At 59.0% G+C, this 16,204-nt stretch carries 15 protein-coding genes and 1 tRNA gene; 8 read left to right on the top strand and 8 right to left on the bottom strand.

Going from position 1 to position 16,204, the window contains the following annotated elements:
* Positions 1-11 precede the first annotated feature (11 nt).
* Together AB4Z32_RS14350 and arsH are read left to right on the top strand one after the other, a co-directional pair.
* Positions 12-749, top strand: a complete 738-nt coding sequence (locus AB4Z32_RS14350) for an aquaporin (protein ID WP_442122527.1) — start codon at positions 12-14, stop codon at positions 747-749.
* Positions 742-1,461 carry an arsenical resistance protein ArsH gene (arsH, locus tag AB4Z32_RS14345; protein WP_442122526.1) on the top strand — a complete coding sequence of 240 codons (720 nt, stop codon included), beginning with the start codon at positions 742-744 and terminating at the stop codon, positions 1,459-1,461. Before AB4Z32_RS14350 ends, arsH begins: the two co-directional genes overlap by 8 nt.
* A gap of 349 nt (positions 1,462-1,810) precedes the next feature.
* On the opposite strand, the gene AB4Z32_RS14340 is transcribed toward arsH, so the two are convergent.
* The 7 genes from AB4Z32_RS14340 to AB4Z32_RS14310 all read right to left on the bottom strand — a co-directional run bounded on the left by AB4Z32_RS14340 (position 1,811) and on the right by AB4Z32_RS14310 (position 7,242).
* A complete protein-coding gene (locus AB4Z32_RS14340; protein ID WP_442122525.1) occupies positions 1,811-2,398 on the bottom strand; it encodes a recombinase family protein in 588 nt (195 codons plus the stop codon).
* Between the two features lie 1,636 nt (positions 2,399-4,034).
* The gene (locus tag AB4Z32_RS14335) at positions 4,035-4,283 is read right to left on the bottom strand and encodes a helix-turn-helix domain-containing protein (protein ID WP_442122524.1); all 249 of its coding nucleotides are present in this window, start codon (positions 4,281-4,283) and stop codon (positions 4,035-4,037) included.
* Positions 4,283-4,480, bottom strand: coding sequence for a helix-turn-helix transcriptional regulator (locus AB4Z32_RS14330; RefSeq protein WP_442122523.1), 198 nt, complete (start codon positions 4,478-4,480; stop codon positions 4,283-4,285). The genes AB4Z32_RS14335 and AB4Z32_RS14330 overlap by 1 nt, the downstream gene beginning before the upstream one ends.
* A gap of 98 nt (positions 4,481-4,578) precedes the next feature.
* On the bottom strand, positions 4,579-5,358 hold the full coding sequence (locus tag AB4Z32_RS14325) for a hypothetical protein (RefSeq protein ID WP_442122522.1): 780 nt from the start codon (positions 5,356-5,358) through the stop codon (positions 4,579-4,581).
* A gap of 2 nt (positions 5,359-5,360) precedes the next feature.
* Positions 5,361-6,593, bottom strand: a complete 1,233-nt coding sequence (locus AB4Z32_RS14320; RefSeq protein WP_442122521.1) for a tyrosine-type recombinase/integrase — start codon at positions 6,591-6,593, stop codon at positions 5,361-5,363.
* Between the two features lie 163 nt (positions 6,594-6,756).
* Positions 6,757-6,847, bottom strand: a tRNA-Ser gene (locus AB4Z32_RS14315).
* Between the two features lie 77 nt (positions 6,848-6,924).
* Positions 6,925-7,242, bottom strand: a complete 318-nt coding sequence (locus tag AB4Z32_RS14310; RefSeq protein ID WP_442122520.1) for a helix-turn-helix domain-containing protein — start codon at positions 7,240-7,242, stop codon at positions 6,925-6,927.
* Between the two features lie 85 nt (positions 7,243-7,327).
* Between AB4Z32_RS14310 and AB4Z32_RS14305 the strand changes: the two genes are divergently transcribed.
* The 4 genes from AB4Z32_RS14305 to AB4Z32_RS14290 all read left to right on the top strand — a co-directional run bounded on the left by AB4Z32_RS14305 (position 7,328) and on the right by AB4Z32_RS14290 (position 11,738).
* The gene (locus tag AB4Z32_RS14305; protein WP_442122519.1) at positions 7,328-7,693 is read left to right on the top strand and encodes a VOC family protein; all 366 of its coding nucleotides are present in this window, start codon (positions 7,328-7,330) and stop codon (positions 7,691-7,693) included.
* A gap of 292 nt (positions 7,694-7,985) precedes the next feature.
* Entirely contained in the window at positions 7,986-8,648 is a 663-nt protein-coding gene (locus AB4Z32_RS14300) for a PEP-CTERM sorting domain-containing protein (protein WP_442122518.1), read from the top strand.
* A 79-nt stretch (positions 8,649-8,727) separates the two neighbouring features.
* Positions 8,728-11,433: a polysaccharide deacetylase family protein gene (locus tag AB4Z32_RS14295; protein WP_442122517.1), complete on the top strand. Its 2,706-nt coding sequence runs from the start codon at positions 8,728-8,730 to the stop codon at positions 11,431-11,433.
* A gap of 23 nt (positions 11,434-11,456) precedes the next feature.
* Positions 11,457-11,738, top strand: coding sequence for a KTSC domain-containing protein (locus AB4Z32_RS14290; protein WP_442122516.1), 282 nt, complete (start codon positions 11,457-11,459; stop codon positions 11,736-11,738).
* A gap of 60 nt (positions 11,739-11,798) precedes the next feature.
* Here the strand turns inward: AB4Z32_RS14290 and acs are convergent, their stop codons facing one another.
* Entirely contained in the window at positions 11,799-13,802 is a 2,004-nt protein-coding gene (gene acs / locus AB4Z32_RS14285) for an acetate--CoA ligase (RefSeq protein WP_442122515.1), read from the bottom strand.
* Positions 13,803-14,081: 279 nt separating this feature from the next.
* On the opposite strand from acs, the gene AB4Z32_RS14280 reads away from it, so the two are divergent.
* Positions 14,082-14,633 carry a YqhA family protein gene (locus tag AB4Z32_RS14280; protein WP_442122617.1) on the top strand — a complete coding sequence of 184 codons (552 nt, stop codon included), beginning with the start codon at positions 14,082-14,084 and terminating at the stop codon, positions 14,631-14,633.
* A 17-nt stretch (positions 14,634-14,650) separates the two neighbouring features.
* Positions 14,651-16,186, top strand: coding sequence for a fumarate hydratase (locus tag AB4Z32_RS14275; RefSeq protein ID WP_442122514.1), 1,536 nt, complete (start codon positions 14,651-14,653; stop codon positions 16,184-16,186).
* Positions 16,187-16,204: the final 18 nt, after the last annotated feature.

Genomic DNA, 16,204 nt, shown 5'->3' with positions numbered 1-16,204 from the left:
GGACTTGCACAATGACATTTTCCAGACGAATCGTTGCCGAGGGCCTCGGCACGGCACTCCTGCTGGCCGTGGTCGTGGGTTCGGGCATCATGGCCGAGCGGCTGGCCGGCGGCAACGTGGCCATCGCCCTGCTGGCCAACGCGATAGCGACCGGCGCCGGCCTGCTGGCCTTGGTCCTGATGTTCGGGACGATCTCGGGCGCGCACTTCAACCCGGTCGTCACGCTGTCGGAAGCGTGGCAGAAGAATATGCCGGCCTCCGAGGTGATCCCCTACATCGCCGCGCAGCTTGCCGGCGCCTTTGCCGGCGTGGCTGCTGCGCACCTGATGTTCGACGTCCCCCTGTTCGTCGCGTCCGAACACGTGCGCACCGGCGCCGCGCAATGGTGGAGCGAATTCGTCGCCACCTTCGGCCTGATCGCCGTCATCATCGGGTGCTCGCGCAGCCGGCCCAGCGTGACGCCGTTCGCCGTCGCGGCCTACATCACGGCCGCCTACTGGTTCACTTCCTCGACCTCGTTCGCCAACCCGGCGGTGACCCTGGCGCGCAGCGCCACCGACACCTTCGCCGGCATCCGTCCCGCCGACGCATTCGGCTTCATCGTGGCGCAGCTGCTGGGTGCCGCAGCCGCGACGCCGCTGTTCTGCTGGCTGTATCCGGCGGCGCACCGCGAGGCGTCGGTGGCCGGCACGGTGGCGCAAAGCGACTTCGCCAACGCCGGACAACCGCAGGAGGTCAAGCATGGCTGAGCGACTGCAAAACCTCCCCAACATCAAGCCCGAGCTGCTGGACATGCCGACGATCGGGAGGCTCGAACCGGCCGGCGACATGAACCATCCGCCACGTATCCTGATGCTCTACGGCTCCTTGCGCGAACGCTCCTTCAGCCGCTTCCTGACCTGGGAGGCGGCGCGCATCCTCGAGCACTTCGGCGCCGAGGTGAAGATCTTCGACCCGATGGAGCTGCCGATGGTCGGCAGCGTGCCCGAGACGCATCCGAAGGTGGCCGAGCTGCGCGAGCTGTGCCTGTGGTCCGAGGGCCAGGTGTGGTGCAGCCCCGAACGCCACGGGGCGATCACGGCCGTGATGAAGAACCAGATCGACTGGATTCCGCTGGAACAGGGTGCCGTCCGGCCAAGCCAGGGCCGTACGCTGGCGGTGATGCAGGTGTGCGGCGGCTCGCAATCCTTCAACGTGGTCAACACCCTGCGCCTGCTGGGCCGCTGGATGCGCATGTTCACGATCCCGAACCAGTCGTCGGTGCCGATGGCCTACAAAGAATTCGACGAGGCAGGCCGCATGCGCCCGTCTGCCTACTACGACCGCGTGGTCGACGTGATGGAGGAGCTGTTCAAGTTCACTCTGCTACTGCGCGGCCGCGCCGACTACCTGAACGATCGTTACAGTGAGCGCAATGAGCGGGCGCGCAAGGCGATCGACCGGCAGATCGAAAAGCTGTAGGCCAGCTCGACCGAATTCGATTGGGGGTCGAATTGTGGGTAGAAACGACAAAGCGGCCCGGAGGCCGCTCTGTGTCTATGTTCTTGGCGGAGAGGGGAACTATAATTAGCTACTTAAGTCATTGAAATTTAAAGACATTTATCCAAGATATATGCCTCAATGCCCCCAAAAGTGCCCCCAAAAAATATTGATGGATTGCAGTTACCCACGTGCAAATCAGCTAAATAGCCCATAAATATCGCATTTCTTGCTTTTTGCTGGGTATTTGATGACGATTGGTCGCGTTGCTAATCCCCCACAGCGGGAGCTAAACGACTGCCCCCAAATGCTAAGCCAAATATCAACGGGCTCAGATGCTTTTTTGAGTGGCCTTCTTTGCGTCGGCAAGGATTCGGTAAACCGATGCAACCCCGACATCTACAGCATTAGCAATCTCTTGCTTCGAGAGTCCTTTAGCCGCAAGCTCTAACACTTTAGCTGTCTTCGCTCGTGCCTTCGGAGCGCGTCCTTTGTAAAGCCCTTTTTCCTTTGCTACTGCTATACCTACCTTCTGACGCTCTAACATGTTTTCTCGTTCAAACTGACTGATTGCAGAGAACAATCCAAACGTCAAGCGGCCTTGGGGTGTTGCGGTATCTACGTTCATGTCCAAGATGCGAATAGTCGCCCCTGCTGCCGCAACCTGAGCCTCAATCTCCATCATATGGATCATTGAGCGCGCTACCCTAGACAAGCTCGTGAACACGAGAACATCACCGTTTTTAAGCTTACCCAGCACCTTCGCAAACTCGGTGCGATCAGTCATTTTGACCGAGCTTACTTGCTCCCGGTAGATCGTCTGATCGGTGCATCCAGCTTCTTTTAACTTCGCTACCTGATCCTCCAAGCCAGCAACTTGCTCGACCGTTGACGTTCTCGCGTATCCCCAAATAGTCATCACCCCTCCTTTTTATCATTGGACTCTAGATGCAGAGATATTATCATTAGAATCTAGAGATAACAAGGAATTTGATAGCATTTCCGAATCCGCATGAGCTCTACCATTAGGGCAAGCCCTTTTGATAGCAATGACAGAAACGGGTTTCTTCCAGTAGAATTAAATTTTTATCAACCTCAGTGAGGGTCACATGGCGTTAATCGACTGCGACGAATGTCACGCTGAAGTCAGTTCACATGCTCCAGCTTGCCCAAAATGTGGGAATCCGATATCCGGAGGAAGTGGTCTTGGGCGATCGTCCAGCAAGAAAAACGGGGTTTTTTTCTACGTCTCGCTAATCATTGGCATTCCGATAATCCTATTTTTCGGTACGGCTATAATCGCCGGAATTTCTGAGTCGATTGGTAGGAGTCAAGCCAGTTCAAGTTCAAGTTCAAGTATCGACTACATCAATGACGAAATTGAGCGTCAGGCTGCTTTGTGCCGAACCGGGCATATGGAAGCATGTGAAACTGAAAAGTCGTTGGCGAATCTTAAGCAAGCGGGAGGAAAGTAGCTTACGGCATACGAGGCTATTCTCGCCGATTAAGGCTTTTACGTCTGCTAGAACTATAGACCTCGCCACTGCAAGGCTTAGAGCGCTCTTTATAGATGTAGCTAATCCATAGCTTCGCATCGTCTATTTTCTCCTGCTTAGAACACGGAAGACTCACGTAATTCTCACCGGAATGCATGGGGTCCAGCGGGGGGTTAATGAAAGCATGTATTCCCCGCTTTCTTCCGTACGTCGCAAGCCATCCCTTATTCTTGCGATTTAGAATGTGGCATGGATTATTCAGTGATGCTTCACAGCATAGGAAAACGTGAAGATGATCGCCCCTGCTCTCGTCAACCTCCCTCGCTGCTCTCCAACTGCATCGGATGCGCTTACGACGCAGTCGTTGTACCACATCTTTGAGCATACTTYTATGAGCTTGGTACTCTGCGCCAGTGAAGCAAAGATGGTATAGACGAGGACTCTTGTACTCAGTCGTGCATTCGTCTATCCATGTCCACGCTTGACGCGTATGCTGTGGTGCATGGTTGCCCTCATTGCATTCAGTAATCAATGTTTGATACTTCAATCCTGCCCTCCTCTCGTTATCTATCCCTCTGATAGAGACTACTTATCCTTACCCATACAATACTACTTAATAACAAATCACCTTAGGCTCTCTGCGCCCTGAGGTCCGTGCATCCGATAATGTCCAGAGATGTACGAATCATTGGCGGCGTCACTCAGAAAAGCGATCATGAAAAGCAGAAAGCGCCCCTATCCCGCAAAACAGTGTTTCTAACTCGCCAATTTTGAGCTTAAATGCTTAATGTCATTTAAATGAGATAGGCATGGCGGTCGTCCACGACAGACAGAAACAAATCAATCCGCTTCGGAGTGCGTAAAATCCGCACAAAGCGCTTACATCGCGTCGACGTGCCCAATCCCTTACCCATCTAGAAAAAGGCGATTTAGGGGCCGCCAGCCGCGTTAAAAGGGGCTTCGTTGTTCAACCGACCGTCAAGGGTAGCCACTGCGCGCACGCGGGCTTATGAAGCCAGCACAGAGCACGCCTGACAGCCCTGACGTCTGACCTCTAGATTACTCCGATGCGCTGCTCTTCCGCTTCCTAGAAGGCTCAGCCAAAAGAGAGTAGAGAGTTACGTTTTTTCGCTTAACGCCATTTGCTTCAACGATGTCGATTCGTCGCCTGTGGATTACGTAGCCCTTAGCAATGAGTTCACGGATACGCGGAGCAGGATTGGCAACCCCCAGGGTGCGGAACTCGTACGTATTGCGAGGCTTCAACCGAAGAAGGTGAACGATTAGTTGATAGGTGAAGTGTGCCATCAGCTAACCTCCCGCGAGGTAGTGACAAGCGAGTCGATGAACTTATCGATGTCTGACGAGAGCCAGCCCACAGCCCTTGGACCGAGTTTGATGGGCGGGATCAAGCGCCCCGACTTGATGCGGGCATAGATGGTGGAGCGGGAGAGGCCTGTCCGTTGGATAACGTCGGGCAAGCGGAGGATGGTTGATGAAGTCATTAAAAGTTCCTTTCTGTGTGCCTCCCTCGGAATGAAGGAGTGCGCACAGTATGGAACTTCACTGCACCGGAAAATAGGCGTGTGCAGCAGACTCCATTTTAGCTTTTCGAGGGCTTGACGGACTCGGAAGGCTTAGAGGGCATGGCGGGTGTTGCACGCTTGGAGGGCTTCGGTGTAAGGAAACGCAAGGAGTTTATTTCTGCGGTTTGGAAACGTAAAACTTCTTCCTCAACCATCTTTGCTATAGAACCTGTCTCGTCCTTATCGGCACCAAATGTAGATAGCAAAGATTCTCGATATTTCGGCATGGCTGCCTTTATCAACTTGATTCTCTTACGATAAAAAAGCACATAGTCATAAAGCGTATCATATTGACGTCCCGTGCCCGCGTGCTCCAAAAGTATATCGGCAGCAGCGGGGGCTTTCAAATTTTCCAGAGAATATTTTTTATAATAATTAAATGCCGCATCTCTCGCTGGTTGTGTTTTTTTGTCTGCGCTAGCTTGAATTGATTTGCGTTGCTCTTCAAGTTTTCCAGCGGCCTTGCCAAGCTGAAACTGAATAAAAAAGGCTTGATTAAGTGCCTTACCATAACCCTCTTCTTTATAGCTCTGCAAAAATCCAGAATACAAAGTTAGAAAAGCAACCCAAGCGGGAGCAGAGAGATATGCTTGACCTACTTTATTTATACGCTCTTGATAGGAGCCAGCACCATCATCATTAGGCAAAAGAAAATCGAGGATTGAAGGGGGGTCAATGTGCCCTTCAAGCCAAGAATCCGCCCATTCCTTTTCATTGATCGAGCCATTTTTCGCTTGATTAACAATATATTGCCTCGCCTCGAACAGCTTCTCAAGCAAGAATTCGTTCAATTCCATATTTACTCACTCCTTCTTATTTCATCAATATAATCGGCCCAGTCTTGCATCATCGTTTTTCTCTCCATCAGAAACTGAGCCCTATCGTAAGCGCTTACAACCTTGTCTTTTTGAGCATGGGCTAATTGTCGATCCACGACCTCATGACGATAGCCTAACCGCTCTTTAATTGTACTCATCGCTAGCGCTCGAAATCCGTGGCCTGTCATCTTGTTTTGATAACCCATTCTTTTCAACGCCATCAAAATTGCACCGTTGCTCATCGGTTTTCTTGCGTCACGTTGGTTAGGGAAAACGAATCCACTCCCTCCAGTCAATGAATGCAATTCTCGAAGCAACTCAAGCGCTTGACGAGACAGGCAAACATGATGGTCTGATGTATCGGGGTTGATCGTTAGCTTTCCCCGTTTCATACGGTGCCAAGGCACGACCCACTCTCCTTTTTCGAGGTCGATCTCGTCCCACGGAGTTTCGATCAATTCTGAAGTCCGCAAAAAGATGAGTAGCATAAGCCGAATCGCGATTCTTGTCGGCTTGAAGAGACGGGCATCGTTCGTCTCCATTGCAGCCAAAAACGCCGGTAGCTCGTCTGCTGTAATTGCGGCAAAATGACCTGCTTTAGATGGCTTGAGCACATCACGCATATCTGCCGCAGGGTTCCGGTTTTCAATGCCTTGCTGATTCGCATAGGTGAACACACGAGCGCACGTAGCCTTAACGCGATGCGCTACCTCATGCGCGCCTCGTGCCTCGATCTTGCGTAGCGCTGCGATCATCTGCTGATGCGTGATGCTGCCAATCGGGAAGCTTCCGATTTCGGGAAAAATGTCTAACTCCAGACGGCGCAACGTGTCACGAGCAGTTGATTCGCGCCAGCTTCCGAGCTTGTTAGTGTGCCATTCGCGAGCCAATTTCTCGAACGTGTTGGCTGCTGCTTGGCGGTTTGAGAGGTTTTTATCTTTCCTGTCTTGGCTCGGGTCGATACCATCGCTTATCAGCTTACGTGCTTCTGCTCGTTTGGTTCGCGCATCGCTGAGTGTCACCTCTGGATAGGCACCGAAGGCAAGACGGTTTTCCTTGCCGTCTAGCTTGCGATACTTCATCCGCCACAGCTTGCCGCCAGAGGTTGTTACCTCAAGATACAGCCCGCCTCCATCGAACAGCTTGTATGGCTTCTCCTTCGACTTCGCGTTCTTGACCTGGGTATCTGTGAGAGGGGTGACAATCTTGGGCATGGGGGCATCCTTTCGGACCGCGTTGCACGGTGCCCCCAATCATGCCCCTAAAGGCTGTGGCTGTCTAGAAACGTTATCGAACGCTTTCAAACGAAAAACCCGCGTTCTCACTATGAGAGTCGCGGGCTCGGTGGACCTTCTGAAACTGCTTAGTACGTGTTCTTGGCGGAGAGAGGGGGATTCGAACCCCCGATAGGCTATGAACCTATACACGCTTTCCAGGCGTGCGACTTAAACCACTCATCCATCTCTCCTGATGGGTTTTCGCATGGCTGCGAAGCCGCCTATTATAGCAAGGATTCCCAGCAGTACAAGAGGGACGATCCAGGCGTCACGCAGCCTCCAGCCGGCGGCGCCATGGCCGCAGCACCTGCCGCACCGGATTCACCTGCGAACCGGCCTCCTCCGCAGCGATCAACCCGCGCCGCTTCAGGTGCCGCAAGGCCACCTGTACCGCCGACTTCGACAGCCCCGTTTTCACCGCAATCGTCTGCAGGCTGGCCGGCACCTGGTCGCGGCCGAGCGCCTGGGCGCTGTGCAGCAGGAACAGGTAGACCACGAAGGCGGCCGGGCGCCGGTCGTGGCCGACCAGGTCGGGCATGAGGACGTCGAACACGTAGGCATCGAGCGAGGACTGGCGGGTAGTCATAAAAACTATAGTAGTTAAAAGCACACAGCCGATGATGCTGCCACGATAATGCCGATCATTACAAGCAAAAACAGAAAGCCTCCCCATGATTACCCAACTCAAATTCGTCGGCATCCCCGTGTCCGACCAGGACCGCGCCCTCGCCTTCTACACCGAAAAACTCGGCTTCGAAATCTCCACCGACCAGCCGATGGGTCCGGGCAAGCGCTGGATCGAGCTGCGCGTGGCGCATTCGAGCACCCGCGTCGTGCTGTTCACGCCGGATGGACATGAAGATCGCATCGGTACTTTCTTCAATGGTTCCTTTGCTTGCGATAACGTGGAGGCGACTTATCGCCAGCTCAGCGCGCGGGGTGTCGAGTTTATCGAGCCGCCTACTTCGCAGCCCTGGGGTTCGTTTGCCAAGTTCCGGGATCCTGACGGGAATACCTTTGTGCTGTCTTCTTCCTGATCTGTTGTATTCAGGACATGCGTAGCTGCCTGTAAAGTCTCCAAAGCTCTGCTCCGTGCTACACTGCCGAGCAGAGCCGTATCACATCCTCTCCACGCCAGCGAGCCGGATGTCCGCTCCACCATCTCATCGGCCCCATCCCTGCCGGTAACCGTCGTCGACACGCGTACACCGTTATCGGGTCCAGGACCAGAACGTCCTCTTCTATCGAATACCGACAGACAGCTTGCGTCATGCGTGCCAGACGGCGTTTTCCCATATCGCTATTTCGCAACTATTTATCGGAGTTCCCATGCGCCTCAAGCTTGCTATCGCCCTCGCTTCCCTGATGGTTTCCATGTCCAGCCATGCCACCCTGCTGACGAATGGCGGCGCGGAAACCGGTACCTTGCTCGGCTGGACCGTCGGGGGCGTCTCCAATCCGCGCGTCGACGACGGCAGCTTCGATCCGGGCATCGATCCGCACAGCGGCAACTATATGTTCAGTGGCAACCGTGGCCTGTGGGGCACGCTGACGCAGAACGTGGTGCTGCCGTTCTTCGGGCAGTCTCGCCAGGTCGCAGTGTCGTTCTGGGAACAGGGCCTGGACCAGGACATCCCCAGCGACAGCGCCCACGTCGCGCTGACCTATCGCGGGAAGGACGGCAGCGTCATCTCGACCGTGTCCACGCCCAACATCGATTCCCACGACGGCGTGTGGCAGCAGTACCAGGGCGTCTTCGACGTGCCGCTGTGGGCCTGGTCGGTGGACTACACGATGTTCTTCACCCGTCACTTCGGCATCGACCTGGACTCCTTCATCGACGATAACTCCCTCACCCTGCTGAATAGCGGAATCTCGCCATCCCCGTCGGATCAGGCAGGCCTGCCGATCGACCTGCCCGAGCCGTCGAGCGCAGCCATCGTGCTGCTGGGCCTGGGATCGCTGGCCCTGCTGCGCAAGCGCCGCGCCTAGTCCGCGCTCGCGCTTTTTCCTGTTCCAGATCGGGCGAGTGGTGCTATTGTTGCCAAGTTATAATTTCTAGCACCTGGCCGTGAAACGCAAAGCCCTTTATCTCGTCATCTTCGCCGTCGCCGCCGCTGGAGCGGGCTCCGGCACCTGGCTCGCTTCCCGCAAGGCCGGCACGCCGGCGCCGCAAGCCGCTGGGCCGGCCATGAATGTCAGCGCCATCTCGGCCGACCTGGGCCGCGTGCTGGAAGCCTACCGCAAGATGATCGTGCTGACGCTCGACGAGGACGCCCTGCCGGGAGCGGCAAAGGCCCAGACACACGCAGTCGGCCAGCAGCTCTTCCACGAGAACCAGGAACGTACGGCCAAGCTCGACGAGGCGCTGGCCAGGCTGCTGGCCTCCGGCGATCCGCGCCGCTTCGACGCCGTCGGCAGCCTGCTCGATTACGTCGAGTCGAACCAGGGTCTGTACGACGCCGACCGCCTCGCCTTCCGCGAGCTGATGCAGTCGCTGCAGGCTTACGTCGCCAAGGAATCGTCGCTGCCCGCCATCAAGCTGCACAAGCGCATCTCGGAAGACCTCGACGCGCTGGCCGAGATCGAGCGCAACTACGAGAAAGAGATCAGCGCGGTGTTCGAGCGCTACGAGTCGCGCTCGATCGCCCTCAGGCGCGAGAAGTGGGACAGCTACGTCGCCTACCTGAAGACGCTGTACCAGCGTGACCGCATCCTCAAGGATTACGGCGTGGTCCTGCCCTACCCGTCCAAGCCTGAACCGGCGGAACCCGGCCCGCCGCAGGCGCAACAGCCGCAGAAGGAGGAAGACGAGATCTTCGGCAAGGCGCTGCCGAAGAAAACCGTCGTGCTGACCTTCGACGACGGCCCCCATCGCCGCTACAGCGAAGAGATCGCCGCCATCCTCAAGCAGTACGATGCGCCCGCCGTGTTCTTCAGCGTCGGCCGCAACCTCGGTTCGCTGGATGCGAACGGCGCGGCCCACCTCAATGCCGGCGCGGACGTCAGCCGCAAGCTGAAGGCGGCGGGTTATGTGCTGGCGAATCACAGCCTCACGCATGCGCAGCTGTCCAAGCAGAGCGGCGATGGCTTGAAGGTCGAGATCCTCGGCACCGATACGCTGCTGAAGGCGGTCGACCCGCAGCGATCGAGCCTGTTCCGCTTCCCCTACGGTGCGCGCAACAAGGAAGGCATGCACATGCTGGCAGATGCGCACCTGAAATCGGTGATGTGGAATATCGATTCGCTCGACTGGGCCGATCCGGTGCCGTCCTCGATCGCCGACCGCGTGCTGCGCTCGGTCGAGAAGGAAGGCCGCGGCATCATCCTCTTCCACGACATCCATGAGCGCACCGTCAAGGCCCTGCCGCTGGTGCTGGAGAAACTCGCGGCCGAGGGCTACCAGTTCGCCGGCTGGGATGGCAAGACGTTCAAGGCGGCCGGTGCTCCGGCCAGCGGCAACGCGGCACCCGCCCCCGTGCCGCGCGCGGCCGCCACCGGCTATGCGAATTCATGGGCGATCCTGGTCGGCATCGACGACTACAAGAAGTGGCCGCGCCTGCAGTACGCGGTGCGCGATGCCGAGGGCGTCGGCCAGGTGCTGGTGCAGAAGTTCGGCTTTGCCCCCGGACGCGTGCTCACGCTGAAGAACGAACAGGCGACGCGCGCCGGCATCCTCGGCGCCTTCCACGATCTGCTCGAGCGTGGCAAGAGTGAGGGCGGGCTGCAGCCGAACGACCGCGTCTTCGTGTTCTTTGCCGGCCACGGCGCCACGCGCAAGCTCAGCTCGGGCCGCGACCTCGGCTACATCGTTCCCTATGATGCCGATCCGGATAACCTGGCAACCGATGCGATCCCGATGACGGAAATCCAGAACATCGCCGAGAGCCTTCCGGCCAAGCACGAGCTGTTCGTGATGGATGCCTGCTACAGCGGCCTTGGGCTGACACGCGGCGGCGCCAATGCGTCCTTCCTGCGCGAGAACGGACGCCGCCTGGGCCGCCAGATGCTGACCGCCGGCGGCACCGACCAGCTGGTGTCCGACGGCGGTCCGAACGGCCACTCCATCTTCACCTGGACCCTGCTGCAGGGGCTGGGCGGCAAGGCCGACCTGAATGGCGACGGCCTGATCACGGCTACCGAGCTGGCGGCCTATGTGGCGCCGGCGGTGTCGAGCGTGTCGCGGCAGACGCCGGCCTTCGGCAGCCTGCCGGGTTCGGAGGGCGGCGACTTCGTGTTCGAACTGCCGGAAGAGACCGAGTTCCTGAATACGCACACGGCCCAGCTGTCGAACGACGCGATCGCGCTGAACACGAAGCTGGATGCCAAAGCCTCGGCGCCTTCTTCAACAGTGGTCGTGAAGGACCTGCAGGGCGGCACCGCGACAATTACCGCGCCTGCCGCGGTGCCGGTATCGGGCCGCCAGCAGGCCCAGCGCGCCAACGACCACGGCCTGCAGCTGTACAAGGAAAAGCAGTACGCCCAAGCCGAAGCGCAATTCACGGAAGCCTTGAAGCTGCGGCCGAATTTCGCGCTGGCGGCCAACAATCTCGGCTTCGTGTTCTACAAGCAGGACAAGTATGCGGAGGCGGCGCGCTGGTTCGAGAATGCGATCAGGATGGATCCGTCGCGCGCGATCGCCTATATGAACCTGGGCGATGCGTATGCGCGGGCTGGCCAGCTCGAGAGAGCCAGGTCTGCGTACAAGACCTATCTGGAACTGGCGCCTGGGGGGAGTGGAGCGGGGTATGCTAAACAGCAGTTGGAAAAACTGTAACGCTTGCCACGACGGAATTGGGAATGACGATCATGGAAATGAAGAGAATCAACGCCGGCAAACTCCGCGCCATCGGCTACGACCCGAAAGAGCGCATCCTGCGCGTCGAATTCGACGACGGCAGCGCCATCGACTATTCCGGCGTCGGCAGCGAGGTCTGGAGAAGGTTCTCGACCTCGGGCGTAGCCTGGAGTTTTTACCGCGACAATATCGAGGAAGAGTTCGCCGGCAAGCGCGGGCGCGCGGCGGTTGGCAGCCAGCGGTCCGAGCTCGATGCGCTGTTCAAGCAGCCCGGGGAAGAATAAAAAAACGCCGCACCATTTTCACGGTGCGGCGTCAACTCTGCTGTCGACCACTATAAATCCTTAAGCCGATTCCTTCAACTGCTCCAGGATGGCCGGGTTTTCCAGGGTCGACACGTCCTGGGTGATGCTCTCGCCCTTGGCCAGCACGCGCAGCAGGCGGCGCATGATCTTGCCGCTTCGCGTCTTCGGCAGGTTGTCGCCGAAGCGGATTTCCTTCGGCTTGGCGATCGGGCCGATCTCCTTGCCGACCCAGTTGCGCAGCTCGGCCGCCAGGGCCTTGGCTTCGTCGCCGGTCGGGCGGGCCTGTTTCAGCACCACGAAGGCGCACACGGCTTCGCCGGTGGTCTCGTCCGGCTTGCCGACCACGGCGGCTTCCGCCACCATCGGGTGCGCCACCAGCGCCGATTCGATCTCCATCGTGCCCATGCGGTGGCCCGAGACGTTCAGCACGTCGTCGATGCGGCCGGTGATGGTGAAGTAGCCGGTGTCCTTGTTGCGGATCGCGCCGTCGCCGGCCAGGTAGTATTTGCCGCCCAGTTCGTCCGGATAGTAGGCGCTGCGGAAGCGGTCGGGATTGTTCCAGATGGTGCGGATCATCGACGGCCACGGACGCTTGACGACCAGGATGCCGCCCTGGCCATTCGGCACGTCGGCGCCGGCTTCGTCCACGATCGCGGCCATGATGCCCGGCAGCGGCAGCGTGCAGGAGCCCGGCACCATCGGGGTCGCGCCCGGCAGCGGGGTGATCATGTGGCCGCCGGTCTCGGTCTGCCAGAAGGTGTCGACGATCGGGCAGCGCTCGTTGCCGACGTTCCTGTAGTACCACATCCAGGCTTCCGGATTGATCGGCTCGCCCACGGTGCCCAGCAGGCGCAGGCTGGACAGGTCGAAGCTCTTCGGATGCACTTTCTCGTCGGCGTTCGACATCTTGATCAGCGAACGGATCGCGGTCGGCGCGGTGTAGAAGATCGAGACCTTGTGCTTGGCGACGGTTTCCCAGAAGCGGCCGGCGTGCGGGAAGGTCGGCACGCCTTCGAAGATGACCTGGGTGGCGCCGACGGCGGTCGGGCCGTAGCAGATATAGGTGTGGCCGGTGACCCAGCCGATGTCGGCGGTGCACCAGTAGACGTCCTGCGGCTTGATGTCGAAGGTCCACTTCATCGTCAGCGCGGCCCACAGCAGGTAGCCGCCGGTGCTGTGCTGGACGCCCTTCGGGGTGCCGGTCGAGCCGGAGGTGTAGAGGATGAACAGCGGGTGTTCGGCATCGACCCATTCCGGCTCGCACTCGGCCGGCTGGCCGTCGACGACATCGTGCAGCCACAGGTCGCGGCCTTGCTGGAAGTTGATGTTGCCGCCGGTACGCTTGTAGACGATCACGTCCTTGATGGTGTCGCAGCCGCCCATCGCCAGCGCTTCGTCGACGATGGCTTTCAGCGGCAGTGACTTGCCGCCGCGCATCTGCTCGTCGGCAGTGATGATGGCCACCGCGCCGGCGTCGATGATGCGTTCCTGCAGCGATTTCGCCGAGAAGCCGCCGAACACCACCGAGTGGGTCGCGCCGATGCGGGCGCAGGCCTGCATCGCGGCCACGCCTTCGATCGACATCGACATGTAGATGATGACGCGGTCGCCCTTCTTGATGCCGCGGGCCTTCAGGCCGTTGGCGAATTTGCAGACGCGCTCGTACAGCTCGCGGTAAGTGGCGCGGGTCACCTGGCCGTCGTCGGCTTCGAAGATGATCGCGGTTTTATCCGCGTTGCCGTTGGTGAGGTTGCGGTCGAGGCAGTTGTACGACGCGTTCAGCTGGCCGTCCGCGAACCACTTGTAGAACGGCGCGTTCGATTCGTCGAGGGTCTGGGTGAAAGGCTTCTGCCAGTCGAGGTTCTCGCGGGCCAGGCGGGCCCAGAAGCCTTCGTAGTCGCTGGCGGCTTCGTCGCACAGCTTGCGGTATGCATCCATTCCGGAGATGGTTGCGTTGGCGGCGAAATCGGCGGGCGGGTTGAATACGCGATGCTCGTGCAATGCGCCCTGCTCCTGATCTTGATTGGTCTCGTTCTCAGCCATACTAGTCTCCACAGTAGTAGTTTTGCCACATACCATATGCGTGCTCGCTTACTGAGCCCTTACAGACCAGCCTTTGCCATAACAGCTCCGCGGCACGCCTTCCGGCATCCCAAGATTATTCTACCAACCTTTCCGGAACATCGAAGGCCAAGCCAGCCATCCGTTACGGGTGTAGAATGTTGAGCTGTCTTGACCATGGCCGCTCACCGGCTTTCAACGCAGATGCCCGATTTGCAATCTCCTTCCGACGCGCGCAGGCGTTCCGCCCTCGCCAGTTTCATGTTCGCCAGCCGCTGGCTGCAGCTTCCCCTCTATCTCGGCCTGATCCTGGCGCAGTGCGTCTACGTGTTCCATTTCTGGGTCGAACTGAAGGACCTGGTGTTCGCCGCGATGGGCAACGAGGACGCCCTGCAGCACATCTTCCAGGCCGTGGCCGTACCCGGCGCGCCGCTTCCGGACAAGCTGAACGAAACCACCATCATGCTGGTGGTGCTGGGCCTGATCGACGTGGTGATGATCTCGAACCTCTTGATCATGGTGATCGTCGGCGGCTACGAGACCTTCGTGTCGCGCATGTATCTCGAGGGCCATCCGGACCAGCCGGAATGGCTGTCGCACGTGAACGCGTCGGTACTGAAGACCAAGCTGGCGATGGCGATCATCGGCATCTCCTCGATCCACCTGCTGAAGACCTTCATCAATGCAGGCTCGTACCACGAGAAGGTCCTGATCGCGCAGACTGCCATCCACATCACTTTCCTGCTGTCGGCAATGGCGATCGCCTACACCGACCGCATCATGACCAACACCGCAAGCACCACCAAACACTAACCCTGAACGAGAACGAAATGACTGTCATCAAACAGGACGACCTGATCGAATCCGTCGCCGCCGCACTCCAGTACATCAGCTATTACCACCCTGCCGACTACATCCAGCACCTGGCGCGCGCGTACGAAGCCGAGCAGAGCCCGGCCGCCAAGGATGCGATCGCCCAGATCCTGACCAACTCGCGCATGTGCGCCGAAGGCAAGCGCCCGATCTGCCAGGACACCGGCATCGTCAACGTGTTCCTGAAGATCGGCATGAACGTGCGCTTCGAAGGCTTCGGCAGCGGCTCGATCACCGACGCCGTCAACGAAGGCGTGCGCCACGCGTACAACTTCGCCGACAACAAGCTGCGCGCCTCGATCGTCGCCGACCCGCACTTCGAGCGCAAGAACACCAAGGACAACACCCCGGCCGTGGTGCACATGGAACTGGTGCCCGGTAATACCGTCGACGTCATGGTCGCCGCGAAAGGCGGCGGCTCGGAGAACAAGACCAAGTTCGTGATGCTGAACCCGTCCGACTCGCTGGTCGACTGGGTGCTGAAGACCGTGCCGCTGATGGGCGCCGGCTGGTGCCCGCCGGGCATGCTGGGCATCGGTATCGGCGGTTCGGCCGAGAAGGCGATGCTGATGGCGAAAGAGTCGCTGATGGAAGACATCGACATGTACGAACTGAAGCAGCGCGGCCCGCAGAACAAGCTGGAAGAGCTGCGTATCGAACTGTGCGACAAGATCAACGCGCTGGGCATCGGCGCCCAGGGCCTGGGCGGCCTGACCACCGTGCTCGACGTGAAGATCAATATGTACCCGACCCACGCGGCATCGAAGCCGGTGGCGATGATCCCGAACTGCGCCGCCACCCGCCACGCCCACTTCGTGCTGGACGGCTCGGGCCCGTCCTACATCGAACCGCCGGCGCTGTCGACCTGGCCGGAAGTGCACTGGACCCCGGACACCCAGAAGTCGAAGAGCGTGAACCTGGACACCCTGACCAAGGAAGAAGTCGCGTCCTGGCAGCCGGGCCAGACCCTGCTCCTGAACGGCAAGATGCTGACCGGCCGCGATGCCGCCCACAAGCGCATCCAGGACATGCTGGCCAAGGGCGAGCAGCTGCCGGTGGACTTCACCAACCGCGTGATCTACTACGTCGGCCCGGTCGATCCGGTGCGCGACGAAGTGGTCGGCCCGGCAGGCCCGACCACCGCGACCCGCATGGACAAGTTCACCGACATGATGCTCGAGCAGACCGGCCTGATCGCGATGATCGGCAAGGCCGAGCGCGGCCCGGCGGCGATCGAATCGATCAAGAACCACAAGTCGGCCTACCTGATGGCGGTCGGCGGTTCGGCCTACCTGGTGTCGAAGGCGATCAAGTCGGCCAAGGTGGTCGGCTTCGAAGACCTGGGCATGGAAGCGATCTACGAGTTCGAAGTGAAGGACATGCCGGTGACCGTGGCCGTGGACTCCACCGGTACCTCGGTGCACCAGACCGGCCCGAAGGAATGGGCTGCGAAGATCGAATCGCTGAAGGGTATTCCGGTCAGCGTCGCGTAATCCACGCGCGATCCCGAA

This window comes from Massilia sp. 2TAF26 (genome assembly GCF_052115005.1).
GTDB lineage: Bacteria > Pseudomonadota > Gammaproteobacteria > Burkholderiales > Burkholderiaceae_D > Telluria.
The sequence above is the reverse complement of the archived record's forward strand: the minus strand, read 5'-3'. Positions and strand labels throughout refer to the sequence as shown.

What these genes read in the sequence shown, in the direction of transcription:
- AB4Z32_RS14320 (WP_442122521.1), bottom strand. Translation starts at nt 6,593, where the DNA reads ATGCCCAAGATTGTCACCCCTCTCACAGATACCCAGGTCAAGAACGCG.
- AB4Z32_RS14280 (WP_442122617.1), top strand. Translation starts at nt 14,082, where the DNA reads ATGTTCGCCAGCCGCTGGCTGCAGCTTCCCCTCTATCTCGGCCTGATC.
- AB4Z32_RS14330 (WP_442122523.1), bottom strand. Translation starts at nt 4,480, where the DNA reads ATGACTTCATCAACCATCCTCCGCTTGCCCGACGTTATCCAACGGACA.
- AB4Z32_RS14350 (WP_442122527.1), top strand. Translation starts at nt 12, where the DNA reads ATGACATTTTCCAGACGAATCGTTGCCGAGGGCCTCGGCACGGCACTC.
- AB4Z32_RS14340 (WP_442122525.1), bottom strand. Translation starts at nt 2,398, where the DNA reads ATGACTATTTGGGGATACGCGAGAACGTCAACGGTCGAGCAAGTTGCT.
- arsH (WP_442122526.1), top strand. Translation starts at nt 742, where the DNA reads ATGGCTGAGCGACTGCAAAACCTCCCCAACATCAAGCCCGAGCTGCTG.
- AB4Z32_RS14310 (WP_442122520.1), bottom strand. Translation starts at nt 7,242, where the DNA reads ATGACTACCCGCCAGTCCTCGCTCGATGCCTACGTGTTCGACGTCCTC.
- AB4Z32_RS14325 (WP_442122522.1), bottom strand. Translation starts at nt 5,358, where the DNA reads ATGGAATTGAACGAATTCTTGCTTGAGAAGCTGTTCGAGGCGAGGCAA.
- AB4Z32_RS14335 (WP_442122524.1), bottom strand. Translation starts at nt 4,283, where the DNA reads ATGGCACACTTCACCTATCAACTAATCGTTCACCTTCTTCGGTTGAAG.
- AB4Z32_RS14305 (WP_442122519.1), top strand. Translation starts at nt 7,328, where the DNA reads ATGATTACCCAACTCAAATTCGTCGGCATCCCCGTGTCCGACCAGGAC.
- acs (WP_442122515.1), bottom strand. Translation starts at nt 13,802, where the DNA reads ATGGCTGAGAACGAGACCAATCAAGATCAGGAGCAGGGCGCATTGCAC.
- AB4Z32_RS14275 (WP_442122514.1), top strand. Translation starts at nt 14,651, where the DNA reads ATGACTGTCATCAAACAGGACGACCTGATCGAATCCGTCGCCGCCGCA.
- AB4Z32_RS14290 (WP_442122516.1), top strand. Translation starts at nt 11,457, where the DNA reads ATGACGATCATGGAAATGAAGAGAATCAACGCCGGCAAACTCCGCGCC.
- AB4Z32_RS14300 (WP_442122518.1), top strand. Translation starts at nt 7,986, where the DNA reads ATGCGCCTCAAGCTTGCTATCGCCCTCGCTTCCCTGATGGTTTCCATG.